This window comes from Pseudomonas sp. MDV22-iso1 (assembly GCF_058145095.1).
On sequence record NZ_JBYVMF010000019.1, the window covers coordinates 95,535 to 120,040 of the forward strand.

The 24,506-nt window shown below is 59.8% G+C and carries 20 protein-coding genes; 6 read left to right on the plus strand and 14 right to left on the minus strand.

Features of this window, described 5'->3' with window-relative positions; genetic code table 11:
* Positions 1 to 137: 137 nt before the first annotated feature.
* Genes AC3ZVB_RS20835 through zwf form a run of 3 tightly spaced genes read right to left on the minus strand, consistent with a single transcriptional unit; the run spans position 138 to position 2,990 of the window.
* Positions 138 to 803, minus strand: coding sequence for a bifunctional 4-hydroxy-2-oxoglutarate aldolase/2-dehydro-3-deoxy-phosphogluconate aldolase (locus AC3ZVB_RS20835; RefSeq protein WP_162440220.1), 666 nt, complete (start codon positions 801 to 803; stop codon positions 138 to 140).
* 17 nt (positions 804 to 820) lie between these two features.
* Positions 821 to 1,534, minus strand: coding sequence for a 6-phosphogluconolactonase (gene pgl / locus AC3ZVB_RS20840; protein ID WP_490147615.1), 714 nt, complete (start codon positions 1,532 to 1,534; stop codon positions 821 to 823).
* On the minus strand, positions 1,521 to 2,990 hold the full coding sequence (zwf, locus tag AC3ZVB_RS20845) for a glucose-6-phosphate dehydrogenase (RefSeq protein ID WP_162440218.1): 1,470 nt from the start codon (positions 2,988 to 2,990) through the stop codon (positions 1,521 to 1,523). Before zwf ends, pgl begins: the two co-directional genes overlap by 14 nt.
* A 239-nt stretch (positions 2,991 to 3,229) precedes the next feature.
* Between zwf and AC3ZVB_RS20850 the strand changes: the two genes are divergently transcribed.
* Positions 3,230 to 4,090 carry a MurR/RpiR family transcriptional regulator gene (locus tag AC3ZVB_RS20850; protein WP_175649041.1) on the plus strand — a complete coding sequence of 287 codons (861 nt, stop codon included), beginning with the start codon at positions 3,230 to 3,232 and terminating at the stop codon, positions 4,088 to 4,090.
* 152 nt (positions 4,091 to 4,242) lie between these two features.
* Here AC3ZVB_RS20850 and AC3ZVB_RS20855 read toward each other — a convergent pair whose 3' ends face one another.
* The 11 genes from AC3ZVB_RS20855 to edd form a co-directional block, all read right to left on the minus strand.
* Positions 4,243 to 5,097, minus strand: a complete 855-nt coding sequence (locus AC3ZVB_RS20855; protein ID WP_490147616.1) for a D-hexose-6-phosphate mutarotase — start codon at positions 5,095 to 5,097, stop codon at positions 4,243 to 4,245.
* A gap of 292 nt (positions 5,098 to 5,389) precedes the next feature.
* Positions 5,390 to 6,736, minus strand: a complete 1,347-nt coding sequence (locus AC3ZVB_RS20860) for a carbohydrate porin (protein WP_162440216.1) — start codon at positions 6,734 to 6,736, stop codon at positions 5,390 to 5,392.
* Positions 6,737 to 6,926: 190 nt separating this feature from the next.
* A complete protein-coding gene (locus AC3ZVB_RS20865; protein WP_490147617.1) occupies positions 6,927 to 8,087 on the minus strand; it encodes an ABC transporter ATP-binding protein in 1,161 nt (386 codons plus the stop codon).
* 2 nt (positions 8,088 to 8,089) lie between these two features.
* On the minus strand, positions 8,090 to 8,935 hold the full coding sequence (locus tag AC3ZVB_RS20870; protein WP_162440214.1) for a carbohydrate ABC transporter permease: 846 nt from the start codon (positions 8,933 to 8,935) through the stop codon (positions 8,090 to 8,092).
* Positions 8,928 to 9,836, minus strand: coding sequence for a carbohydrate ABC transporter permease (locus tag AC3ZVB_RS20875; protein ID WP_162440213.1), 909 nt, complete (start codon positions 9,834 to 9,836; stop codon positions 8,928 to 8,930). The genes AC3ZVB_RS20870 and AC3ZVB_RS20875 overlap by 8 nt, the downstream gene beginning before the upstream one ends.
* 147 nt (positions 9,837 to 9,983) lie before the next feature.
* Positions 9,984 to 11,276, minus strand: coding sequence for an ABC transporter substrate-binding protein (locus AC3ZVB_RS20880; protein WP_194693728.1), 1,293 nt, complete (start codon positions 11,274 to 11,276; stop codon positions 9,984 to 9,986).
* Between the two features lie 116 nt (positions 11,277 to 11,392).
* Entirely contained in the window at positions 11,393 to 12,652 is a 1,260-nt protein-coding gene (locus AC3ZVB_RS20885) for a D-mannose isomerase (protein WP_490147618.1), read from the minus strand.
* Between the two features lie 285 nt (positions 12,653 to 12,937).
* Positions 12,938 to 14,407, minus strand: a complete 1,470-nt coding sequence (locus AC3ZVB_RS20890) for an ATP-binding protein (RefSeq protein WP_194693726.1) — start codon at positions 14,405 to 14,407, stop codon at positions 12,938 to 12,940.
* Positions 14,397 to 15,128, minus strand: a complete 732-nt coding sequence (locus tag AC3ZVB_RS20895; RefSeq protein WP_007903365.1) for a response regulator — start codon at positions 15,126 to 15,128, stop codon at positions 14,397 to 14,399. Before AC3ZVB_RS20895 ends, AC3ZVB_RS20890 begins: the two co-directional genes overlap by 11 nt.
* Positions 15,129 to 15,239: 111 nt before the next feature.
* Complete coding sequence (locus AC3ZVB_RS20900; protein WP_490147619.1) at positions 15,240 to 16,190, minus strand: glucokinase; 951 nt, start codon at positions 16,188 to 16,190, stop codon at positions 15,240 to 15,242.
* Positions 16,187 to 18,013, minus strand: a complete 1,827-nt coding sequence (edd, locus tag AC3ZVB_RS20905; protein WP_162440208.1) for a phosphogluconate dehydratase — start codon at positions 18,011 to 18,013, stop codon at positions 16,187 to 16,189. Before edd ends, AC3ZVB_RS20900 begins: the two co-directional genes overlap by 4 nt.
* A 220-nt stretch (positions 18,014 to 18,233) precedes the next feature.
* Here edd and gap point away from each other — a divergent pair, with 220 nt between their 5' ends.
* From gap to AC3ZVB_RS20930, 5 genes are all read left to right on the plus strand, one after another.
* Positions 18,234 to 19,235 (plus strand): type I glyceraldehyde-3-phosphate dehydrogenase, encoded by a 1,002-nt coding sequence (gene gap / locus AC3ZVB_RS20910; RefSeq protein ID WP_162440207.1) that lies wholly within the window; start codon positions 18,234 to 18,236, stop codon positions 19,233 to 19,235.
* Between the two features lie 125 nt (positions 19,236 to 19,360).
* A complete protein-coding gene (locus AC3ZVB_RS20915; protein WP_162440206.1) occupies positions 19,361 to 19,879 on the plus strand; it encodes an RNA polymerase sigma factor in 519 nt (172 codons plus the stop codon).
* Positions 19,880 to 19,962: 83 nt separating this feature from the next.
* Positions 19,963 to 20,928 carry a FecR family protein gene (locus AC3ZVB_RS20920; RefSeq protein WP_194693723.1) on the plus strand — a complete coding sequence of 322 codons (966 nt, stop codon included), beginning with the start codon at positions 19,963 to 19,965 and terminating at the stop codon, positions 20,926 to 20,928.
* A gap of 122 nt (positions 20,929 to 21,050) precedes the next feature.
* Positions 21,051 to 23,615: a TonB-dependent receptor gene (locus AC3ZVB_RS20925; protein ID WP_490147620.1), complete on the plus strand. Its 2,565-nt coding sequence runs from the start codon at positions 21,051 to 21,053 to the stop codon at positions 23,613 to 23,615.
* A 114-nt stretch (positions 23,616 to 23,729) separates the two neighbouring features.
* A complete protein-coding gene (locus tag AC3ZVB_RS20930) occupies positions 23,730 to 24,338 on the plus strand; it encodes a biliverdin-producing heme oxygenase (protein ID WP_490147621.1) in 609 nt (202 codons plus the stop codon).
* Positions 24,339 to 24,506 lie beyond the last annotated feature (168 nt).

The window sequence follows — 24,506 nt, forward strand, 5'->3', positions numbered from 1 at the left end:
TACGCAGCCGGACGCAGGCTTCGCCAGCGGCTACAAAAAGCGTGTCGGCAGCCACAATATTCAAGGCAAAAAAAAACGGTGCACCGACCAAGCGCACCGTAAAGCCGTAGAACACACAACGAAGTGTTTGGGATTGATCAGTCCAGCAGCGCCAAAGCCTCGGCGGTGCATTCCTGAATGCGGGCCCAGTCGCCGTTCTTGATCCATTCTGGATCAAGCATCCAGCTACCGCCCACGCACATCACGTTTTTCAACGCCATGTAGCTCTTGATGTTGGCAGGGCTGACGCCGCCAGTCGGGCAGAATTTCACTTCGCCGAACGGGCCACCCAAGGCCTTGATGGCCGCGACGCCGCCGCTGACTTCCGCCGGGAACAGCTTGAAGCGGCGATAACCCAGGCCGTAGCCTTCCATGATGCCCGAGGCGTTGCTGATGCCTGGCAACAGCGGAATCGGGCTGTCGACGCTGGCTTCGAGCAGATCACGGGTGATGCCCGGGGTAACGATGAACTGCGAACCGGCCGCTTCGGCCGCTGCCAGCATGCTGCGATCCAGCACGGTACCGGCACCGGTCACCAGCTCCGGACGCTGCTCGCGCAGAATCTGGATGGCTTTGAGGCCGAACTGCGAACGCAGGGTCACTTCCAGGGCGGTCAGGCCACCAGCAGCCAGGGCATCGGCCAGGGGCAGAACGTCCTGTTCGCGAGCGATGGTAATCACCGGCAGAATCCGCGCTTTGGCGCAGAGGCTGTCTATCAGGGCAACTTTGTCCGCCATGGAAAGGGTCGGGGAAGTGTTTTTCATAGCGGCTGATCCTTGGCTCATGGGCACCAGTAAATCTCTAACGTAGGTTGCAGAAACGCGCGAATCGGCATGGCGGCGACATCGTCACCGGCCAATGCGGCACTGAGGGTGGTCAGCTTGGACTGACCGGAAATCGATAGAACAGTGTTCTTGGCCGAAGCCAGCAACGCACGACTCATGGTCAGGCGTTGATGCGGAACAGTCGGCGCCAGCATCGGATAGCAACGACGTGTACCGTCGACTTTCAGCGCGTCGGCCAGGTTCGGACTGTTGGGGAATAGCGAGGCGGTGTGGCCGTCGTCGCCCATGCCCAGAATCAGCACATCGATGGGTGGCAGCTCGGCGAGCAAGCGATCGGCCTGCTCGGCGGCCAGTTCAAGGCTGGCGGTAGCGCTGTACAGGCTCAGAAACTTCGCCTTCGCCGCCGGACCTTGCAACAGGTAACGCTTGAGCAAACCGGCATTGCTGTCGGCATGTTCCACCGGCACCCAGCGCTCGTCGGCCAGGGTCACGACAACCATGGACCAGTCCAGCGGCTGTTTGGCCAGGTGCTGGAAAAACGCCACCGGGCTGCGCCCACCCGACACCACCAATGTGGCGGTGCCAGTGGCATCGATGGCTTCGCTCAGTTGTCTGGCAACGGTCAGTGCCAGGCCTTCAGCCAGCAACACCGGGCTCTTGAACTCATGAGCGCTGACGCCCTGAGGCAGTTTCAATTTAGATATCGCCATACCACGACCTCCCATCCCGCGTGATCAGTGCAATGGAACTCATCGGTCCCCAGGACCCGGCCGCGTACGGCTTGGGCGCATCACCGGATTTTTTCCACCCGGCGATCAACTGGTCGCACCACTTCCACGCGGCTTCGATTTCATCTTTACGGACAAACAGGTTCTGATTGCCGCGCATCACTTCCAGCAACAACCGCTCGTAGGCATCGGGGATCCGAGCGCTGCGATAGGTGTCGGAAAAATTCAGCTGCAACGGACCACTGCGCAACTGCATGCCCTTGTCCAGGCCTTGCTCCTTGGTCATCACACGCAAGGAAATACCTTCGTCCGGTTGCAGGCGGATGATCAGTTTGTTGCTGATCTGCAGGCGCTGTTCCGGGGCGAAGATGTAGTGGGACGGTTCCTTGAAGTGGATGACGATCTGCGAGAGCTTTTGCGGCATGCGCTTGCCGGTGCGCAGGTAAAACGGCACGCCGGCCCAACGCCAGTTGCGGATATCGGCACGCAGCGCGACGAACGTTTCGGTGTCGCTCTGGGTGTTGGAATTCGGTTCTTCCAGATAGCCCGGTACCGGTTTGCCTTCGCTGTAACCGGCGATGTACTGACCGCGCACCACCTGAGTGGTCAGGCCTTCCGGACTGATCGGCGCCAGTGCCTTGAGCACTTTGACTTTCTCATCGCGAATGCTGTCGGCGGACAGGTCGGCCGGCGGGTCCATGGCGATCAGGCAAAGCAGCTGCAACAGGTGATTCTGGATCATGTCCCGCAGCTGACCGGCCTTGTCGAAATAACCCCAGCGGCCCTCGATTCCCACTTTCTCGGCCACGGTGATTTCCACGTGGGAGATGTAGTTCTGGTTCCACTGGGTTTCGAACAGGCTGTTGGCGAAGCGCAGGGCGATGAGGTTCTGGACGGTTTCTTTGCCCAGGTAGTGGTCGATGCGGTAGGTGCGGTTCTCCGGGAAGAACTGCGCCACGGCGTCGTTGACCTTGCGCGAGGATTCCAGGTCCGAGCCGATGGGCTTTTCCAGCACGACGCGGGTGTTTTCGGCCAGGCCGACCCTTGCCAGGTTCTCGCAGATCGCGCCATACACAGCGGCCGGCGTGGCGAAATAAGCAATCACTCGTTGCGCGGTGCCGGCCTGTTCGGCCAGGGCGACGTAATCGTCAGCCTTGAGGAAGTCGACGTGCAGGTAGCTCAAACGGGCAAGGAAGCGTTCAACGACGGTTTCGTCCAGTTCTGCGGCACCGACATAACGGCGCAGCTCGGTGGCGATGAGCGCCAGGTGCTCCTGCTCGCTGCCAGGCTCACGGGCCAGGGCGATAATGCGTGTGTCCTCGTGCAGCAGGCCCGCGCCATCGAGCTGATAGAGCGCTGGAAACAGCTTGCGCAAGGCCAGATCGCCGAGGGCGCCGAACAAGGCAAAGGTGCACGGTTCAACCGTAATCGAAGGCATGATGTTTGTTCTTTTATCAAGTTAAGCTACAAATACCTTTTTTTAAGGTATCGCTCAAGAGAAAATGTAGTAATAACCACAACATTTTCGCAAAATGTGGATTCCGAGTGGTGGTCGGTCGGAGCCATCAGTAGGATAGGCCACCGTGACCGGCCCGATCAAAGTCCCAATTTGCATAGCCGGGGCCCTAATTTGCATTGCTCTCTTGTTTGCGGAGCTAAGGAATCAATATGGACCGCGTGCGAAATTTACTGGAACAGATCCAGAATCGCCTTGAAGACCTGAACAAGGCCGAACGCAAAGTTGCCGAAGTGATTCTGCTTAATCCACAGCAGGCCACCCGCTTCAGCATCGCCGCCCTCGCCCAGGCCTCAAAGGTCAGCGAGCCGACGGTCAACCGTTTCTGCCGTTCCTTCGGTGTCAGCGGCTATCCCGAACTCAAGCTTCAATTGGCCCAGAGCCTGGCCAGTGGCGCGGCATACGTCAGCCGCGCGGTCGAGGCTGATGACAATCCGGAGGCCTATACCAAGAAGATCTTCGGCAGTGCCATCGCCTCTCTGGACAGCGCGTTGCAGGCCCTGGACCCGAACCTGATCAGTCGCGCCGTCGACCTGTTGATCCAGGCCCGGCAAATCCACTTCTTCGGCCTCGGCGCCTCGGCCCCGGTGGCGCTCGATGCGCAGCACAAGTTCTTCCGCTTCAACCTGGCCGTCACTGCCCATGCCGACGTGCTGATGCAGCGCATGATTGCTTCCGTGGCGCACACCGGTGAGTTGTTTGTGATCATTTCCTACACCGGCCGTACTCGCGAGCTGGTGGAAGTGGCCCGCATCGCCCGGGAAAACGGCGCTTCGGTATTGGGTCTGACGGCGGAGGGATCGCCATTGGCCAAGGCCAGCACCTTGAGCCTGAACATTCCGCTGCCGGAAGACACGGACATCTATATGCCGATGACGTCACGAATCATTCAGCTGACCGTACTGGATGTGCTGGCGACCGGCATGACATTGCGCCGCGGCGTGGATTTCCAGCCACACCTGCGCAAGATCAAAGAGAGTTTGAATGCGAGCCGGTATCCGGTTGGGGATGAGTTCAACTAACCCGGCATTTGCGTTGACAAATTCGGCCTCATCGCGAGCAGGCTCGCTCCCACAGGGGTTTGGCGTTGAACACAAATGGTGTGTTCACTGAAATCAAATGTGGGAGTGAGCCTGCTCGCGATGACGGCAGTCCAGGCACTGCAACCCTTGAACTAAACCCCAACCCGCGCCTGCAAACTCAGATGAGCTTTCTGCCCCGGCGCCAGGCTCCGGCTTTCGCCGCCACCGCTCGTGGCCTCAACGCAGACAAACTCGCAGACCTCATTCCAGCTCACCCCCAGCAACGGCCGCGTCCCGGGATGCCAGACCACCGTGTCCGCATCGTCGCCCGTGTCGATACACAATTCCCGCTGCCAGGCATGGTCCTTGAGCTGCAATTCGCCGTCGTGCTGGAACACCCGCTGACAACCGCCCTCCACTCGCAACTCTCCTTCCTGCTGGCACACCTGGCGATTCAACTGGTCATAACCGTGCGCCCCGTCGAGGCCAGACAGCGCTACCTCACCCACATCACCAATACGCCAATAGGCGTGCAAAGCCTGGCTCAACTGGCACGGCAGGCTGTCTTGATGCTCAGTGCTCAAGCGCAGGTCCATGCGGTCGCCCAAGTGCGCATGCAAATCCACCTGCCAATCGCATAACTGCAATTGCCAGTGCAGGTGCACGCCCTGTTCATCGGTGCTGCTGTCGAGCAGTTTCCAGTCAAGCAGCCGGGCCCAACCATGGGACGGCCAGGCGTTTTCGCTCGGGTGGCGGCCGTACCATGGCCAGCACACCGGGACACCGCCGCGAATCGCACCCACGTGTGGCCACTTTGCTGCACACCAGAGCCAGGGTTTCTGCCCCTTCGGCTGGAAGTGCAACAGCTGCGCCCCCTGACGGCTGAACACCGCCTGGCACAACGGATGGTCGATCACCAACACGTCGCGCATTTGATAGCGCTCCCACGCGAACACCGGACGTTCGCGCAAGGATTTGAAGAAGCGTTGTAGCGGATGCTCATGCATGTGCCGCGGTCCTGGAAATCATGGGTGAACTCATATTTCTGTGTTCATCGAACACTGTGGCGAGGGGATTTATCCCCGTTCGACTGCGAAGCAGTCGTAAACCATTGCGTATGGTGTTCCTGACACACCGCAGTATCAAATTCGGGGGCCGCTTCGCAGCCCAACGGGGCGGTGCGACGTTTCGCTAAATCCCCTCGCCACAGTTGTGCTTTCACATACCACACAAAAAAAAGCGGACAGCCTTGGCCGTCCGCAAACATGCGCACATAGAGAGGAGCTTATCGCAACAGCGTTAGAACACCGACTGAATTTTCAGGCCGGCCACCAGCGCGTTATCCACTTCATCCACACCGCCCGGGTGAGTGATGTATTGCAGGTTCGGACGCACGGTCAACCAGTTGGTCACGTGGAAGCCGTAGTTGATCTCGTAGTTGTATTCGGTGTTACGCAGTGGCGCGAACAGTGGGTCCTGGTAGTCAGTGACGTTGTTGGAGGCGTTGACCAACTCGGCGTTTTTCTTCACGTCATCGTTGACGTGGATACGGGCGGCACCGATACCGACGTCATCTTTCGGACGTGCGTCGAACGGGCCCTTGTACACAAACATCAGCGACTGGTAGTTGTCGACGATGTTGGTGTCCTTGTCGTGGAACGTGGCGTTCGCGGCGATGTTCAGACCACGCGTCGCGTCACCGTTGTGGCTGGTGAGTTGTTGCTGCGCAACGAACCAGTAGCCGGACTTGCTGCTGTGGCTACGATAGGCGTTGCCGCTGGTGGCGGCATTATTGCCATTGTCGTCTTCAAGAACGTCATCGGCCTTGGCCGTGCTCTTGTAGTAACCGACACGGTATTCGCCCGGCAGTTTGTTCGGGTTCGGCAGCCAGACCAGTTCAACCGGCAAGACGGTGCCCGCCGTGCCACTGCCGCTGAGCTTGAAGCCGTTACCGTGTTCCAGTTGCGACGGGTTCTGGTTGTACGCACCGATCTGCGCATAGAACTCAGGCGAGATGTTCCACTTCAGGCGGATCGCCGCCTGGCTGACCGGCCAGTTGTACCAGATGTTGGTGGCCCAGTTACCCACTTGGGAGCCGCAGAACGCCAGGTTCTGGAACTCGCACGGGAAGGTGTTGAAGTCTTCACCTTCGCCAAAATAACCGGCTTTAACGTCGAGCTGGTTGTCGAAGAACTGATGCTTGATCCACAACTGGGTCAGTCGGACCATATGACCACGGCCGTAGACTTCCTGGGAGGAACTCAAGGTCCCCGCGCGCGGATCGCCGACACGGTCATTGGAGATGTTTTCACCGTTACGGTTGGTGAGCTGGATCTTGGCCTGGGTGTTGTCCCAGCCCATCAGTTTTTGCAGGTCCAGTGCCACGCCCAGGCCAAACTGGTCGGAGTAGCGCGCCGTCTTGTCGTTGTTGTAGCCGCCGTGAAGGTTACCGCCGACTTCACCAACGTAGTCCATCTTGATGTCGACGCCCTGCTCGATCAGCCGGGTCCGCTCACCGCCCCAATCACCGGTCATCCATTCGGAGTCGGCGCTAAACGCGTCAGCCGCGTGCACGCTACCGGCCAGCATCATTGCCGCAACGGCTGACAACTGGCAGATAAGCTGAGCGTTGTTGTTCTTCTTCATCCCTACATCCTCGTTTTATTGTTATTAACTTTTATTTTCTAACGCGGTTTACATCCCCTGTGGGAGCGGGCTCTGTGGCGAAGGGATTTATCCCCGTTGGGTTGCGAAGCGACCCAAAAAGAAGGACTGCTGCGCAGTTCTACGGGGATAAATCCCCTCGCCACAAAAGCTCGCTCCCACATTTCGTTCTTCAGCGGCCTTTGAACTGGGTCACGTTGCCCGCATGAGCTTCCGCTTTTGGCACGCCGGCCACGCCCAGGCGCTCCCCGGTCTTTGCATCGAACAGCAGCACTTTCGACGGATCGAATTGCAGGGTCAGGGTCTCGCCCACGGCCGGCGCAACATCCGGCGCCAAGCGGCAGCAGACTTTGGTGTCGTTGAGATTCACGAACACCAGCGTGTCCGGACCGGTCGGCTCGGTGACCTGTACTTCGGCGCGAATGGTCGGCAGCGCGTTCGGCTCGTTACCCGCCAGTACGATCTGCTCCGGACGCAAACCGAGGATCACTTCACGATCTTCCAGGCCGGCGTCCTGCATGCCCAACGGCAACTCGCAACGGGCCTGGCCACTGTCGAGCAGCGCCACCAGACGGCCGTCCTTGCGTTGCAAACGCAGGGGGATGAAGTTCATCGGCGGCGAACCGATGAAGCTCGCCACGAACAGATTGGCCGGGTTGTTATAGATGTCTTTCGGCGTGCCGAACTGCTGGATGATCCCGTCCTTCATCACCGCCACTCTGTCACCCAGGGTCATCGCTTCGATCTGGTCGTGGGTCACGTAGACGGTGGTGGTTTTCAGGCGCTGGTGCATCAGTTTCATTTCAGTGCGCATCTCGACGCGCAGCTTGGCGTCGAGGTTGGACAGTGGCTCGTCGAACAGGTAGATCTTCGGCCGCCGCGCCAAGGCACGGCCCATCGCCACGCGCTGTTGCTGACCGCCGGAGAGTTGGCCCGGCTTGCGATTGAGCAGGTGCTCGATCTGCAGCAGCTTGGACACGCGCGCCACTTCGGCGTCGATGTCGGCGGCCGGCATTTTGCGAATCTTCAAACCGAAGGCGATGTTCTCGCGCACGCTCATGGTCGGGTACAGCGCATAGGACTGGAACACCATGGCGATGTCGCGATCTTTCGGGCTCATGCCGCTGACGTCCTGGTCATCGATCATGATCGCGCCGCCGGTGATGCTCTCGAGGCCGGCGATGCAATTCATGAGCGTCGACTTGCCGCACCCCGAAGGCCCGACCAGGATCAGGAACTCGCCGTCCTTGATCGACAGATCGATGTCCTTGAGGGTGTCCGGCAAGCCCGGGCCATAAGTCTTGTTTACATTGCGAAGTTCGAGCGTAGCCATGATTACCCCTTGACTGCGCCGGCCGTCAGCCCGCGCACGAAATACTTGCCTGCGACCACATAGACCAGCAGGGTCGGCAGCCCGGCGATCATCGCCGCCGCCATATCAACGTTGTATTCCTTGGCCCCGGTACTGGTGTTGACCAAGTTGTTCAACGCCACCGTGATGGGTTGCGAATCACCGCTGGAGAACACCACACCGAACAGGAAGTCGTTCCAGATCTGGGTGAACTGCCAGATCAGGCAGACCATGATGATCGGCGTGGACATCGGCAGGATGATCAGGCGGAAGATGGTGAAAAAACCCGCGCCATCCAGCCGCGCCGCTTTCACCAATGCATCGGGAACGCTGACGTAGTAGTTGCGGAAAAACAGTGTGGTGAACGCCAGGCCATAAACCACGTGCACGAACACCAGGCCGGTGGTGGTGCTGGCCAAGCCCATCTTGCCGAGGGTGAACGAGGCTGGCAGCAGGACGGTCTGGAACGGCAGGAAGCAACCGAACAGCAACAGGCCGAAGAACAGCTGCGAACCACGGAAGCGCCACATCGACAGCACATAGCCGTTCAACGCACCAATCGCTGTGGAGATCAGCACCGCCGGAACGGTGATCTTGATCGAGTTCCAGAAATACCCGTCGACCGTGGCCCAGGCCTTGATCCAGCCAATGCCGGTGATCACGGTCGGCCAGCTCAGCAAGTTGCCGGTGTTGATGTCTTCCGGTGTCTTGAAGCTGGTCAACAGCATGACCACCAGCGGTATCAGGTACAGAAACACCGCAAGGATCAGCACCGCGTAGATCGCGATGCGACTCAGGCTGATGGAAGGTTTGGCAGCGAAACTAGTCATGACGCTTGGTCCTCAGCTCGGAGTACAGGTAAGGCACAATGATTGCGAGAATCGCACCGAGCATCAGAATCGCACTGGCCGAGCCCATGCCCATCTGGCCGCGACTGAAGGTGAAGGAATACATGAACATCGCAGGCAAATCGGAGGAGTAACCCGGGCCGCCGGCCGTCATCGCCGCCACCAGGTCAAAGCTCTTGATCGCGATGTGGGCCAGGATCATCACGGCGCTGAAGAACACCGGACGCAGGCTCGGCAGCACCACTTTCAGGTAGATGCGCGGCATGCTCGCGCCATCGATCTGAGCGGCACGGATGATCGATTGATCGACGCCACGCAAACCGGCGAGGAACATCGCCATGATGAAGCCCGAGGCTTGCCACACCGCTGCGATCACCAGGCAATACACCACGCGATCCGGGTCGACCAGCCAGTCCAGGCGAAAGCCTTCCCAGCCCCAGTCACGCAACAATTTGTCCAGGCCCATGCCCGGGTTGAGCAGCCACTTCCACGCAGTACCGGTGACGATCATCGAGAGCGCCATCGGGTATAGGTAGATGGTGCGAATAAAGCCTTCGCGACGAATGCGCTGGTCGAGGAACACCGCCAGCAGCACACCGATCACCAGGGTGATACCAATGAACATGCCGCCGAACACCGCCAGGTTCTTGCTCGCTACCCACCAACGGTCGTTGTCGAACAGCCGCTGGTATTGCGCCAGTCCTGCCCATTTGTAGGTTGGCAGGAAGGTCGAACTGGTGAACGACAGAACGAACGTCCAGAGGATGTAGCCATAGAAGCCCACCAGGACGATGAACATGCTCGGCGCCAGCACCAGTTTGGGGAGCCAGCGCTGCAATGCATCGAACGGCGAGGCTTTGCTGAACACAGCAACAGAACTCATGGGAAGATCCAGTACGTAGAGAAAAATTACTTTTGGAAATGCTTCCCCTGTAGGAGTGAGCCTGCTCGCGATAGCTGAGTGTCAGACACTGGATGTATCAACTGATACACCGCAATCGCGAGCAGGCTCGCTCCTACAGGCCAAGCATTACTTGGCAGCCTTGATGGCAGTGCCGAGTTGCTTGGCAGCGGTGGCCGGATCGGCTTTCGGATCGTTGATGAAGTTGGTCACGACATCAAAGAACGCACCCTGTACCGCCAGCGTGGTCGCCATGTTGTGCGCCATGCTCGGTTGCAGGCCGCCGGACTTGGCGTCTGCCAGGAAGTCCTTGGCAGCGGTCTGGGCGCAGGCGTCAAAACCGTACTTGCCCATGTCGTTCAGCATGTCGATTCGAACGGGAATCGAGCCTTTGTTGATGCTGAAGACTTTCTGGAAATTTTCACCCAACACGATCTTGGCAATGTCCTGCTGAGCGGCCGCAGTGCCCGCGTCTTTCTGCTTGAACACAGCCAGGGAGTCGATGTTGTAGGTGAACGCCTTGTCGGTGCCCGGGAAGGCTACGCACTCGTAGTCTTTGCCGGCGACTTTCTTGGCTGCGGTCCATTCGCTCTTGGCCCAGTCACCCATTATCTGCATGCCGGCCTTGCCGTTGATGACCTTGGCCGCTTCCAGGTTCCAGTCCTGACCCTTGCCGTCGGCATCCATGTAGGTCGAGACTTTCTTCAGTTCGGTCAGCGCCTTGACCATTTCCGGACCGGTCAGGGTGGCGTTGTCGAGGTCGACCAGGGCCTTCTTGTAACCGTCGACACCCATGACCGAAAGCACTACCGCTTCGAACACAGTGCTGTCCTGCCAAGGCTGGCCGCCGTGGGCAAGCGCAATGAAGCCCGCAGCCTTGAGCTTGTCGCCCGCTGCGTAGAATTCTTCGAGCGTGGCAGGTGCCTTGTCGATGCCGGCTTTCTTGAAGACTTCCGGATTGATCCACAGCCAGTTGACGCGGTGAATGTTCACCGGCACAGCCACGTAGTCACCTTCGTACTTCACGGTATCGGAGACTTTCTTGTCGAGCAGGCTGTCCCACTTTTCCGACTTGGCGGCATCTTTCAACACGTCGGTGTCGAGCAGACCGGTGGACGCCCATTCCTGAATGTCCGGACCTTTGATCTGCGCTACGCCTGGCGGGTTACCGGCCACTGCGCGGCTTTTCAGTACGGTCATGGCAGTAGCACCGCCACCGCCGGCGACTGCGCCGTCTTTCCAGGTGAAGCCGTCTTTTTCGACTTGGGCCTTGAGTACATCGACCGCTGCTTTTTCACCACCCGACGTCCACCAGTGAACCACTTCCACCGAACCTTTGGCATCGGCAGCAAGAGCACTGAGAGGAAGCGCAGACAGGGAGGCAAGAGAAATGAGCGTAGCGAGGCGAGAAATCGCGTTCATCTAGAAGTACCTTTCTTGTTGTTATGCATGCAAGTCTGGTGCTTGCGCTGCACGGATTTTAAACAGGAGTGATCCCCTCGCAGGTAACGAAGGGACGTGCGAATGTCACCACATGGTTACACAGGAGCGCTCTGGGATAACTGCTTCAGAGCGGTCGCCATGCTCGGCGCCAGTGGCAGGCGCGGGATCAACACCGCTTGCCAGGCGTGATACAGGTCGGGCTTACCCGCCCAGATGTCGGCACTCGGGTGGTTTTGCGGGTCGAGTTCGTGGTGCCAGCTGCCCTGTTCACGGTCGATGAAATGAGTGTCACAAAAGTCCCAGAACAGTCGGTACCAGGTTTCGTATTGTGCGTCGAAGGTGCGCTTGAGCAGTGCGCTGGCAGCCGCGCTGGCTTCGCAATGCGTCCAGTGCAGACGATGACGCACCACCGCGCGATTGTCCCAGTCGAGGGTGTAGACAATGCCCGGTGCACCGTCGACCTCCCAGCCGGACAGGCAGTTTCGCTCGAAGAGCTTCTGCGCATCCGTGACCAGCCAACCCGGTGTGAGCATACCGGCCTGAACCCGCGCAGCTTCAAGGTGTAACAACAACCGCGCCCATTCGAAACCGTGGCCCGGCGTTGTGCCGTAAGGGCGGAAACCATCGGCGCGATTGTCGTGGTTGTAATCGCGCAACGGCTGCCAGTCCCGGTCGAAATGCTCGACCACGCGGTAATCGTTGGCCGCCGCGTGACCGTGAATGACACGCTCGACGATGCGTTGGGCGCGGCACAGCCAGCGGTTGTCTTCGGTAACATCGGCCAAGGCGAGGAACGCTTCGGTGGCGTGCATGTTGCTGTTGGCACCGCGATAACGTTCTTCTTCGTCCCAGTCACGGCTGAAGGACTCGCGCATGGCGCCCTCCTCCTCGCTCCAGAAATACTTGTCGATGATGTCGATCGCATCATCGAGCAACGCCTGGGCGCCGGGACGCTGGGCGACGACCGCAGAGCTCGCCGCCAACGCGACGAAAGCATGCAAGTAAGCGGCCTTGCCGGTGTTGCCATCCCGATGATGTGCGGCCGCAAACCAGCCCCCGTGCTCAGCATCACGCAATGGGCCACTGAGGGCTTTTACGCCGTGATCCACCAACTCGGCATAGCCCGGCAAGCCCTGGATATGGGCCATGGCAAAGCTGTGGGTCATGCGGGCGGTGTTCATGGTTTCAGCGTGGGCGTCAGCCGCGAGACAGCCTTTTTCATCGAGGTTGCCAAAGCCTTCGGGGAGTCTGGACGCCTTGGCAAACGCCAGCAGACGCAAGCCTTCTGCGGCGAGCCATTGCTGATGGGCAGGTGCATTCAGCCAGCTGCTGAAGGCGGGTTGGAAGGTGTGCATGGGGTGCCTTTTTTGTTGTTATGACTGGGGGCAGTCTAAACAACGGGCGGGGACGGGCTTGTAACGAAGGGGGCGAGTTATGTCACCAGCCTGTGACATACCGACTAAGTATCAGAAAAATGATGATTTGTGGCGAGGGGATTTATCCCCGTTGGACTGCGCAGCAGGCCCTTTTTTTGGGGCCGCTTCGCAGCCCAACGGGGATAAATCCCCTCGCCACAGAGATGCAATAACTACAGAGACGCAATAACTCAGGACGAGGTGCAATCACTCCAGGACCGTGTGTTAATCAATAGGACGCGGCAACTGCAACGTCACCCGCAACCCACCTTCACGCAGGTTCTGCAAACTGACTTCCCCGCCATGGCTATGGGCAATGTTGCGCGCAATTCCCAACCCCAGCCCATAACCCTGCTGCTGTCCCGCCAACCGAAAGTGCGGTTCGAACACCTGCTCCAGCCGCTGCTCGGGAACGCCCGGACCCTCATCATCGACATGCAGGATGAACGCACTTTCATCGTCATCGATGTGCAAATGCGCGGTCTGTCCGTACTTCAACGCGTTGTCGATCAGGTTGCCAATGCAGCGCTTGAGCGCCAACGGCTTACCCGGATACGCCGCCAGCGCCCGTCCATGCTGAGTGACCCGGCCATTGCCGTTGGGGGCCAGATACGGTTCCACGAGACAATCAAGTACGTGGTTCAGGTCCACCGGCTCGATATTCTCGTGGATGTCAGTGTCTTTCACGCATTGCAGCGCGCCTTTGACCAACAGCTCCAGCTCGTCGAGATCGCGGCCGAACTTGGCTTGCAGCTGCTCGTCTTCCAGCAATTCAACCCGCAGTCGCAGCCGGGTAATCGGTGTGCGCAAGTCATGGGAAATCGCGCTGAACAACTGGCTGCGCTCGGTCAGGTAACGGCTGATGCGTTCACGCATGGCATTGAAGGCGCGGCCCACCTCGACCACTTCACTGCCACCGCCCTCCGCTACGGGCTCGACTTCTGCCCCCAGCGACATGTCCCGTGCCGCGCGTGCAAGACGCTTGAGCGGACGACTCTGCCAGTGCACCAGCAGGCCAATGAACAACAGCAGAAAACCGCTGGTAAGCACGATGAACCAAACCTGTTGCGCAGGCAGGCCCTGCTCTTCAAGGCTGGTGTAGGGTTCGGGCAATAGCGAGGCGATGTACAGCCACTCGCCCGGCGCCATCTGGATCTGCGTGACCAGTACCGGCGGGTTTACCGGTTCCAGGGTCAACGCGTAATGCGCCCAGGAACGCGGCAACTCATCCAGTTTCAACCCACTGTTGAAGATCCGCAGGTCTTCGGGGCTGACGAAGGTCACCGAGATATCGGTGTCGTGGCCCAGGGACTGGCGCAGCACTTCGTCCACCGCTTTGAGCACGGCTTCCTTGCGCGGGGTGATTGGCAGCACTTCCATGCCCAGGGGTTTGTCGTTGAGGGTCACGACGAAGCGGGTACCGCCCATGCTGCGCAACTGGTCGAGCACCAGTGGCCGGAACGCCACCGGCAACGAGCGAAAGTAACTGACACTGGCGGTCATCGAATGCGCGAGGCTACGGGCACTGGTGACCAGGCCCTCGAGCTGGGTGGCGCGCAATTGCGACACCCAGATCACACTCGACAAGGTTTGAGCGAACAGCACCGCCAACAAGGTCAGCAGCAACATCCGCCCGAGCAGCGAACGCGGCACCGGGACCCGGGCGGCCAGCTTACGGAAGAACTCAGTGACCATTGCTGGCAACCACGTTGGCTGCCAGTTGGTAGCCACTGCCGCGCACGGTGCGGATCAGTCGAGGAGGTTTTTCGGTGTCGCGCAGGCGTTGCCGCAGACGGCTGACCGCCATGTCGACGATGCGATCCAGCGGCATCAGGTCGCGCCCCCGGGTCGCATTGCCGATGGTGTCGCGGTCGAGGATTTCCTGAGGGTGATCGAGGAACAGTTTCAGCAACGCGAAATCAGCGCCGGAGAGGATCACTTCTTCACCGTCGATGTGGAACAGCCGATGGCTGACCATGTCCAGCCGCCAGTCATCGAAGGCCAGCACTTCACTGCCGGAGCGCTCCTGACCGAACTGCGCACGGCGCAACAAGGCCTTGATGCGTGCCTGCAATTCACGGGGGCTGAAAGGTTTGCCAAGGTAGTCGTCAGCGCCCAGTTCGAGGCCGATCACGCGGTCGGCTTCGTCGGAACTGGCGGTGAGCATGATGATCGGCACCTGCGCCTGGCGCGGGTGCTGGCGAATCCAGCGGCACAGACTGAAACCGTCTTCGTCCGGCAGCATCACGTCGAGGATCACCAGATCGCTCGGAGCCTCGTTCAGGGCCTGGCGAAAGCCTGCACCGTCGGGCGTGGTACGCACCTGGAACCCGGCGCGGGTCAGGTAGGTGTCCAGCAACTCGCGTATCTCCTGATCGTCATCGACCAACAAAATCGACTTGTTGACTGAGCTCACTGGGCGGCGTCCTTGTTATTTGAATGGGGCGGATTATGCCTGATCGATCATGATTCTATTTATCTGTGAGGGCCCCATCGCTGGCAAGCCAGCGATAGGGGCGCTACGGTCTCAAGCCTGTTCGAGCGCCACACCAGCACCCATCAATCCGGAATACGGCGCCGTCACCAGCCATACCGGAATGCCTTTGAAATAATCGCTCATGCACCCCTTGTCGGCGAAGCACCGGGCAAATCCGCTTTCAACGAAGAAATCGGCAAACCGCGGTATCACCCCGCCCACGATGTACACGCCGCCACGCCCACCGGTGGTGAGGACGTTGTTGCCGGCCACGCGGCCGAGCCAGCAGCAGAATTGTTCAAGCACTTCCAGTGCAATCGGGTCACCCGCCAACCCGGCCGCGGTGATCGCTTCCGGTGTTTCGAGCACCGCTTCATGGCCGTCCACCGCACAAATCGCCCGGTAAACACGCGGCAAGCCGCTGCCGCTCAACGCCGTTTCGGCGCTGACATGCCCGATCTCATTGAAGATGTGCTGCCATAGCTGGGTTTCCCGCAGACTGCTCAAAGGCAGATCGACGTGACCGCCCTCGCCCGGCAATGCGGCGAAACGGCCCTCTCCCAGGTCCAGCAAGGTGCCAACGCCCAGGCCGGTGCCCGGACCAATGACCACCGCGGGCCGCAACGGCTCCGGCGTACCTTCGCACACCACTCGAAACTCATCCGGCTGCAAACGGGTCATGCCAAGCGCCATGGCGGAGAAGTCATTCACCAGCAGCAGCTGGTCCACCTGCAAGGTCTTGCAGAACTCCTCGCGGCTCAGGCGCCAGTGATTGTTGGTGAACTTGAATTCATCGCCGCTCACCGGGCCGGCGACCGACAGGCACACCGAACCGATCGAACCCGGCTTCAGCCCCAGCCCGCTAAGGTAGACGCCAATGGCCTCTTCCGGACTGGTGTGGTCCGCGGTCGGCAGCACCTGGATAGACTCCAGCTGCTGGTTTTTCCACAACGCAAAACGCGCGTTGGTTCCTCCGATGTCACCGACCAAAGCCAGTTTCAATTAAGCGTCTCCAGGGCAGAAGTAAAGGCGCTGGCGCCCTGCTCCGCCGAGCTGAAGGCCATGCGCATGAAGCCAAATAATTCGCGACCGCTGCCGATGTTATTGCCCAGAAGGCCCTTGGCCGGTTCGCGTTTGGCGAATTCGTCGGCGTCCACCTTAAGCTCAAGAGTGCCTTTGACGCCATCGACGCGGATGATATCGCCCTCTTGCACCCGCGCCAAAGCGCCGCCCACATAGGCTTCGGGGCTGACATGGATAGCCGCCGGGATTTTCCCCGAGGCACCGGACATGCGCCCGTCAGTCACCAGCGCGACTTTGAAGCCACGGTCCTGCAACACACCGAGGAACGGCGTCATCTTGTGCAGTTCCGGCATGCCATTGGAGCGCGGCCCCTGGAAGCGCATCACGGCGACAAAATCTTTCTCCAGCAAACCTGCCTTGAAAGCATCGGCCAGGTCCTGCTGATCCTGGAACACCATTGCCGGTGCTTCGACGATCTGGTTTTCCAGCGCTACGGCGGAGACTTTCATCACGCCACGTCCGAGGTTGCCTTCCATTACACGCAAGCCGCCCTCTGCCGAGAACGCACGCGCCACCGGACGCAGAATCTCTTCGTCGAGGCTGTCGGTCGGTCCTTCGCGCCAGACCAGCTCGCCGTTATCGAGGAACGGTTCCACGGTGTAGCGGCTCAGGCCGTGGCCGAGCACGGTGTTGACGTTTTCATGCAGCAACCCGGCTTCCAGCAGCTCGCGGATCAGGAACGACATGCCGCCCGCCGCCTGGAAGTGATTGATGTCGGCTTTGCCGTTCGGGTAAACGTGGCTCAGGGTCGGCACCACCTCAGAGAGGTCGGCCATGTCTTGCCAAGTCAGTTGAATACCCGCCGCCATGGCGATCGCCGGCATGTGCAGGGTGTGGTTGGTCGAGCCGCCCGTGGCGTGCAGGGCCACAATCGAGTTGACCAGCGAACGCTCATCGACGATTTCGCCGATGGGCATGAAGTCGCCATTTTGCTTGGTCAGTCGGGTGACTTGGTGGGCGGCTTCACGGGTCAGCGCATCGCGCAGCGGCGTGTTCGGGTTGACGAAAGAAGCGCCCGGCAGGTGCAGGCCCATGACTTCCATCAGCAGCTGGTTGGTGTTGGCGGTGCCGTAGAACGTGCACGTGCCAGGGCTGTGGTAGGACTTCATCTCCGATTCCAGCAGCTCTTCGCGAGTTGCCTTGCCTTCGGCGTAGCGCTGGCGCACATCCGCTTTCTGCTTGTTGGAAATGCCCGAGACCATTGGCCCGCCCGGTACGAAGATCGTCGGCAGATGACCAAAACGCAGGGCGCCCATCATCAGGCCCGGCACGATCTTGTCGCAGATGCCCAGCATCAGCGCGCCGTCAAACATGTTGTGCGACAGCGCCACGGCCGTCGACATCGCAATCACTTCACGGCTCGGCAGGCTCAGTTCCATGCCGGGCTCGCCCTGGGTCACGCCGTCGCACATGGCCGGTGTGCCGCCCGCGAACTGACCGACCGAGCCGATTTCGCGCAGGGCCTTTTTGATCTGTTCAGGGAAGACTTCGTACGGCTGATGCGCCGACAGCATGTCGTTATATGACGAAACAATTGCAATGTTTGCGGAGTTCATCATCCGCAAGCTGTTCTTGTCGTCGGTGCCGCAACCGGCGACGCCGTGGGCGAAGTTGGCGCATTGCAGCTTGCCGCGCATCGGACCGTCGCTGGCCGCACCGCGAATCAGTGCAAGGTAGGCCTCACGCGTGGCGCGGCTACGGGCGATAAGCCGTTCGGTGACCTCAAGGACGCGGGGATGCATGTGTAGAACTCCAGGCTAACGGATGTGGCGACCTGATTGTCTATGCTGAACAAGCACCGCTGAGATTGGGATGACAGGCGGTTTTCTTGATCATTCGGACCAGTTGATTCAGGTCACTCGTTGTAGATTGAACAAAATATTGCCATTAAAAAGGCTTGTTTTCTATTTTTATGCGAATAATCTTGTAATTCCAACAACAAAACGACGGCGGCCCATTTAAATGACTCTACGAATTGCTATCAATGGTTTTGGCCGGATTGGCCGCAACGTCCTTCGTGCACTGTATACCCAAGGCTATCGTCAGGATTTGCAGATCGTCGCCATCAACGACTTGGGTGACAGCTCGATCAATGCGCATTTGCTCAAGTACGACACTGTTCACGGCACGTTCGACGCCGATGTTCAGCATGACCAGGAAAGCCTGACCGTCAACGGCGACCGTATTGCCGTCAGTGCCATTCGCAATCCGGCAGACCTGCCTTGGGCAGCCGAAAAAATTGATGTGGTGTTCGAATGCACCGGTCTTTTCACAGACCGGGCCAAAGCCGCCGCGCATATTACGGCCGGCGCGCGCAAAGTCATCATCTCCGCCCCGGCCAAAGGCGCCGACGCCACCGTGGTGTATGGGGTGAACCACGACATTCTGCGCCAGTCCCACCAGATCATTTCCAACGCATCGTGCACCACCAACTGCCTGGCCCCGGTGGCCCAGGTGCTGCATCGCGAACTGGGCATCGAAAGCGGCCTGATGACCACGATTCACGCCTACACCAATGACCAGAACCTGACCGACGTCTATCACACCGATCCGTATCGCGCTCGTTCGGCTACCCAGAACATGATCCCGAGCAAGACCGGCGCCGCAGAAGCGGTCGGCCTGGTGCTGCCGGAACTGGCCGGCAAACTGACCGGCATGGCAGTGCGTGTTCCCGTGATCAACGTGTCGCTGGTGGACCTGACCGTACAACTCAAGCGCGAAGCCTCGGCTGACGAAGTGAACGCCCTGCTCAAGGAAGCCAGCCAGCATTCGAAGATTCTGGGCTACAACACCCTGCCCCTGGTTTCCAGTGACTTCAATCACAACCCGCTGTCGTCGATCTTCGATGCCAATCACACCAAATCCAGCGGCAAGCTGCTCAAGGTGCTGGCCTGGTACGACAACGAATGGGGCTTCTCCAACCGCATGCTCGATAACTGCCTGGCGTTGTGTAACGCGGAGTAATGCTCCGCTAAACCAGGCTCACCACGGCCCACTACAGGCATCGCGCAGTCTTTCACAATTCTGTGCTTGACCTCTCGAGCGGATGATAAGCATTATCATTCGCTCGAAATGGATCAGGTTCTCCCGTGAGTCAGTCGCGCTTCAATCACGTCTTCATCGCCCAGCGGGTTTCGCTGCTGCGCACGCTGGAGCGGATGGTCAACAATCACAGCACCGCCGAAGACCTCTTGCAGGAGACTTACCTGCGAGTGACGCGGGCGCTCAGTGAGCGTGCCATCGATCACCTTGAACCCTTTGTTTTCCAGACAGCCCGCAATTTGGCGCTGGATCATTTGCGTGCGCGCCGCATTCAGTCCCGCACCCTGCTCGACGACGTGCCGATGGAGGTGGTGGAAAGTGTCGCCGCCCCGGTCAGCAGCGCCGAGGACGCCGCTCATGCCGAACAGTTGCTGGAGCATTTGAACGTGAGCCTCAACCAACTCAGCGCCCGCCAGCAGCAGATCTTCATTCTCAGCCGTCTGCACGGGCACAGCTATCTGGAAATTGCCCAGAAGCTCGACGTGTCGTTGAGCACCGTGCAAAAGGAACTGAAGCTGATCATGGCGATCTGCATCGGTGTTGCCGAACGTCTGAACGGCGACTGAGTTGGCGAGGCTTTGCTACCCTTGCCTCCTTTTCATGCTTCATCCAAAAAACAGCGGTGCACAGACACTGCCGAGGAAACACCGTGACGGACACCCGCCGCCCGCCTCCGCCCGCCCCGGCGCAGGACTCCGCAAGCGCGATGGACCAGGCCCTGGACTGGCTGATCGTGCTGGGCAGTCCGAGCGAGGATCAGACCCGAGAGTTTCAAGACTGGCTTGCTGCCGATCCCTTGAATGCCCAAGCGTTTGCCAAAGCCCAGGCCATCTGGGACGGCCCGCAGGTGGTGCAATGCGCGCAAACACTGGCCGCTCGACCGCCGAAGGTGACGGTGCTGTCGCGCCTGCGCCCGCACTGGAAACCCCTGGCCACTGCGGCCGTCCTGATCCTCGGCCTGTTCAGTTTCAGCAACCTGCCCATGCGCCTGCAGGCCGATCACCTGACCGTGGTCGGTGAACGCCAGCGACTGCAATTGGAGGACGGTTCGAAAGTCCTGCTGAACACCAACTCGGCGTTTTCCAGCACCATTAATGATCAGCAACGCGTGGCTCGTTTGTATCAGGGCGAGGCGTTTTTCGAGGTGCCGGCCAATCGGGGCAAACCGCTGGAAATTGACGCCGGCCCGGTCAAGGCCAGCGTGCGCGATACAGCATTTGCCGTGCGCTACCTCGACGGCGTGGCACAAGTCCAGGTGCAGCGCGGGGATGTCGATTTGCGCGCCACCCGTGACGATGCACGAATTCGTTTGTCCGCCGGGGAAAGTATCCGCATCGGCCCCAACGGCTTTGATCGTCCGGCCAAACTCGACGTCGCCACCGAGCTGGCCTGGGTCCAGGGCAGGCTGGTCTTCGAGAACTGCCCACTGAGCCAGGTGCTGGCTGAACTGCGCCGTTACTATCCCGGCTGGATCATCAACAACAATGAGCAACTGGCCGACGTCGCCGTCACCGGCAATTACCGGCTTGATCAGCCGCTGGACGTGGTGCGCTCCCTCGCCCACATCACCTCGGCACGCCTTCAGGAATTCCCTGCGTTGGTGATCTTGAACTAAATGAGAATTATTTTTACTCGATAGCTGAAGCTCGTTCGTCTCGTTATAGCCAATGCAATTGATTCGCATCTCTAAATGCAAATCAGCACCTATAAAGATTCGTGCGACACGGAGCGCTATCGATGTCCTCTCGCCTTACCCGCCAGTCCTCTTCACCTTCACGCGTGCTGTCGCTGCTGACCGCAGCCATCCTGATGGCCGGCAGCGCGCCGCTGATGGCCGCCACCGCCGCCGAGAAATCGACCCGTAACATGGGCGATTACTCGTTCGCCATTCCTCAGCAATCGCTGGTGTCGGCACTCAACGCGTTTACCACTGTGACGGGGTGGCAGGTCGGGTTCTCCGCCGAGCTCGCGCAGGGTGTGGCCTCCCCGGGTGTGCGCGGTTCCTTGCCGCCGGAAAAAGCCCTTGATCGCCTGTTGGTGGGGACCAACCTGAGTTATCGCAAACTGGGTAACAACAACATCGTGCTTGAGCTGCGCACCAACACCGGCTCGCTCAACCTGCAACAGATGACCATCAGCGCGACCCGTCAGGAACAGGACGTGAGCAGCGTGCCGAGCACGGTCACCGTGCACACCCGTGAAGAACTGGACCGCAACAACGTCAATTCCATCAAGGATCTGGTGCGTTACGAGCCCGGCGTTTCCGTGGGCGGCGCGGGTCAGCGCTCCGGCATCACCGGGTACAACATCCGTGGCATCGACGGTGACCGGGTGTTGACCCAGGTCGATGGCGTACAAGTCCCGGATGGCTTCTTCAACGGTCCGTATGCCCAGACCAACCGCAACTATGTCGACCCGGAAATCGTCAAACGCGTGGAAATCCTGCGCGGCCCGGCATCCGTGCTTTACGGCAGCAACGCCATCGGTGGCGCTGTCAGCTACTACACCCTGGACCCGGACGACATCATCAAACCCGGCGAAGACGTTGGCGCGCGCCTGAAGACCGGTTACAGCTCGGCTGACGAGAGCTGGCTGACGTCCGGCACCGTGGCCGGCCGTACCGGTGACTTCGACGGTTTGTTGCACCTGAGCCAGCGCAACGGCCACGAAACCGAGTCCTACGGTGAAACCGGCGGCACCGGCCTCAATCGCACCGAAGCCAACCCTGAAGACGTGCGCACCACCAATATCCTGGCCAAGCTCGGCTGGAACTACGCCGACGACGCACGCTTCGGGCTGACCTATGAACACTACAAGGACGATCGCGATACCAATCAGCTGAGTGCGGTCGGTGGTCCGTTCAATGCGGGGCGCGGTTTCGGCTTTTACAAAGCGCGCAGCGGCAACGACACCGTCACCCGCGAGCGCTTCGGCCTTGATCACAGCTTCGGCCTCGACAGCGTTCTGGCGGACAACATCAAGTGGACACTGAACTACCAGATCGCCAAGACCGATCAGAGCACCGAGGAAATCTACGCGCCATCGCGGACCGTTCTGCGTAACCGCGACACCACCTACAAAGATCGCCAATGGGTCTTCGATGTTCAGGCTGACAAGGCGTTCGCCATCGCCGACACCGATCACGTCTTCACCTACGGCACCACCATCAAGCAGGACAAAGTTACGGGCTTGCGTACCGGTAGCGGCACGTGCCTGACCGTGTTCGGTGCCTGCCGCGCCGTCGGTGCTCCAAGCGCCTCCGATACCCTGACCCCGGCCAGCGATTTCCCGGACCCGACCATCAACACCTACAGCCTGTTCGCCCAGGATCAGATCAGCTGGAACAACTGGACCTTCGTGCCCGGCCTGCGCTACGACTACACCCAGCTCAAGCCACGCCTGACCGATGAGTTCCTGGCCACCGCCGACCAGAGCGGCAACGGCGAAGTGAACGATGACACCAAGACCTGGCATCGCCTGTCGCCGAAGTTCGGCACCACTTACCAGTTCAACGATCACTACACCTGGTACGGCCAATACGCGGAAGGCTTCCGTACACCGTCCGCCAAAGCCCTTTATGGTCGTTTCGAAAACATCAACGGCGGCTATCAGGTCGCGCCTAATCCGGACCTCGAGCCGGAGAAGAGCAAGAGCTATGAAACCGGCCTGCGCGGACAGTTTGAAGCAGGCACCTTCGATGTCGCGGTGTTCTATAACAAGTACCGCGATTTCATCAACGAAAACGCCATCACCCCCGGTTACAACGAACTTACCTTCCAGAGCAACAACATCAAGCACGCCACCATCAAGGGGCTGGAGCTCAAGGGTCGCCTGAACCTGGATACGTTCGGGGCGCCAAACGGCCTCTATACGCAGGGTTCGTTGTCCTACCTCTACGGTCGCGATGATGACAGCGGCGAACCGCTGAACAGCATCAACCCGCTGACCGGCGTGTTCGGCCTGGGTTACGACCAGGACAAATACGGTGCGCTGATGAGCTGGACACTGGTCAAGCGCAAGGACCGAGTCGACAGCACCAACTTCAATACGCCTGACGGCACCAGCACCCAGTTCAAGACGCCGGGCTATGGCGTGCTCGACCTGGCGGGCTTCTACAAAGTGACCGACGACGTGACCGTCAACGCCGGCTTGTACAACCTGACCAACAAGAAGTACTGGCAGTGGGATGACGTACGCGGCTACGACAGCGTGGGCGAAGCCTCGGTGACTCAACCGGCGAACCTCGACCGCCTGACACAGCCAGGTCGCAACTTCTCGGTGAATCTGGTCTGGGACATCTGATCCTTTCCACCTCATGGCGCGGTCGTTTAAAGGCGGCGTCATGAGGTTTTTTTACTGTCCGGCGCCTCCCCGTTCGTCTCGTTACCAAGCGCCTCTTTCCCTCAAGGACTTCTCATGACCACTCAGGACACCACTCAACGCCTTGCTCTGCGTTCGCAACGCTTGAACCAGATCACCAACGAGCCTCACACCAAACTCGATGCGCTGGTCAAAGCCCACGCACCGTTCGAAACCCAGGCCAATTTCGCCCGTTTCGTGGTGGCGCAATACTTGTTCCAGTCAGAACTGATGCCGCTGTACAACGATGCCGAATTGACCGCCATCGTCCCGGACCTGCCGGCTCGCTGCCGTGCCGAAGCGGCCAAGGCTGACCTGGCGGATCTGGACACCGAAGTCCCGGCATCTGTCGCCGGCGCGGTGAAAAAACCGTCCAAAGCCGAGGCGCTGGGTTGGTTGTTCGTGTCCGAAGGGTCGAAGCTGGGTGCGGCCTTCCTGATCAAGCGCGCAGTGGGTCTGGGCTTGAGCGAAACGTTTGGCGCTCGCCACCTCGCCGAACCGGCTGGCGGCCGCGCTGAAGGCTGGAAAAGCTTCGTCAAAACACTCGACGGACTGGAGCTGAGCGCGCAGGAAGAAGCGGAGCTGGATAAAGGCGCGATAGACGCCTTCAACCGCTTTACTGTGTTGCTGGAGCAGGCTTACTCGAACGTAGCCGAACCCGCCTGACACAACCAATCCCCTTGTAGGAGTGAGCCTGCTCCGGGCGGCGTTCCGACGATAGCGGTTTTAGATCCAACAGTGATGTTGACTGATCAACCGCAATCGTCGGAACGCCGCCCGGAGCAGGCTCACTCCTACAAGGAACTGCCTCAACCTGTAAGATCCCGATTTCGT

Coding starts and splice junctions, on each gene's coding strand:
- AC3ZVB_RS20835 (WP_162440220.1), bottom strand. CDS start 803: ATGAAAAACACTTCCCCGACCCTTTCCATGGCGGACAAAGTTGCCCTG.
- pgl (WP_490147615.1), bottom strand. CDS start 1,534: ATGGCGATATCTAAATTGAAACTGCCTCAGGGCGTCAGCGCTCATGAG.
- zwf (WP_162440218.1), bottom strand. CDS start 2,990: ATGCCTTCGATTACGGTTGAACCGTGCACCTTTGCCTTGTTCGGCGCC.
- AC3ZVB_RS20855 (WP_490147616.1), bottom strand. CDS start 5,097: ATGCATGAGCATCCGCTACAACGCTTCTTCAAATCCTTGCGCGAACGT.
- AC3ZVB_RS20860 (WP_162440216.1), bottom strand. CDS start 6,736: ATGAAGAAGAACAACAACGCTCAGCTTATCTGCCAGTTGTCAGCCGTT.
- AC3ZVB_RS20865 (WP_490147617.1), bottom strand. CDS start 8,087: ATGGCTACGCTCGAACTTCGCAATGTAAACAAGACTTATGGCCCGGGC.
- AC3ZVB_RS20870 (WP_162440214.1), bottom strand. CDS start 8,935: ATGACTAGTTTCGCTGCCAAACCTTCCATCAGCCTGAGTCGCATCGCG.
- AC3ZVB_RS20875 (WP_162440213.1), bottom strand. CDS start 9,836: ATGAGTTCTGTTGCTGTGTTCAGCAAAGCCTCGCCGTTCGATGCATTG.
- AC3ZVB_RS20880 (WP_194693728.1), bottom strand. CDS start 11,276: ATGAACGCGATTTCTCGCCTCGCTACGCTCATTTCTCTTGCCTCCCTG.
- AC3ZVB_RS20885 (WP_490147618.1), bottom strand. CDS start 12,652: ATGCACACCTTCCAACCCGCCTTCAGCAGCTGGCTGAATGCACCTGCC.
- AC3ZVB_RS20890 (WP_194693726.1), bottom strand. CDS start 14,407: ATGGTCACTGAGTTCTTCCGTAAGCTGGCCGCCCGGGTCCCGGTGCCG.
- edd (WP_162440208.1), bottom strand. CDS start 18,013: ATGCATCCCCGCGTCCTTGAGGTCACCGAACGGCTTATCGCCCGTAGC.
- gap (WP_162440207.1), top strand. CDS start 18,234: ATGACTCTACGAATTGCTATCAATGGTTTTGGCCGGATTGGCCGCAAC.
- AC3ZVB_RS20925 (WP_490147620.1), top strand. CDS start 21,051: ATGTCCTCTCGCCTTACCCGCCAGTCCTCTTCACCTTCACGCGTGCTG.
- AC3ZVB_RS20930 (WP_490147621.1), top strand. CDS start 23,730: ATGACCACTCAGGACACCACTCAACGCCTTGCTCTGCGTTCGCAACGC.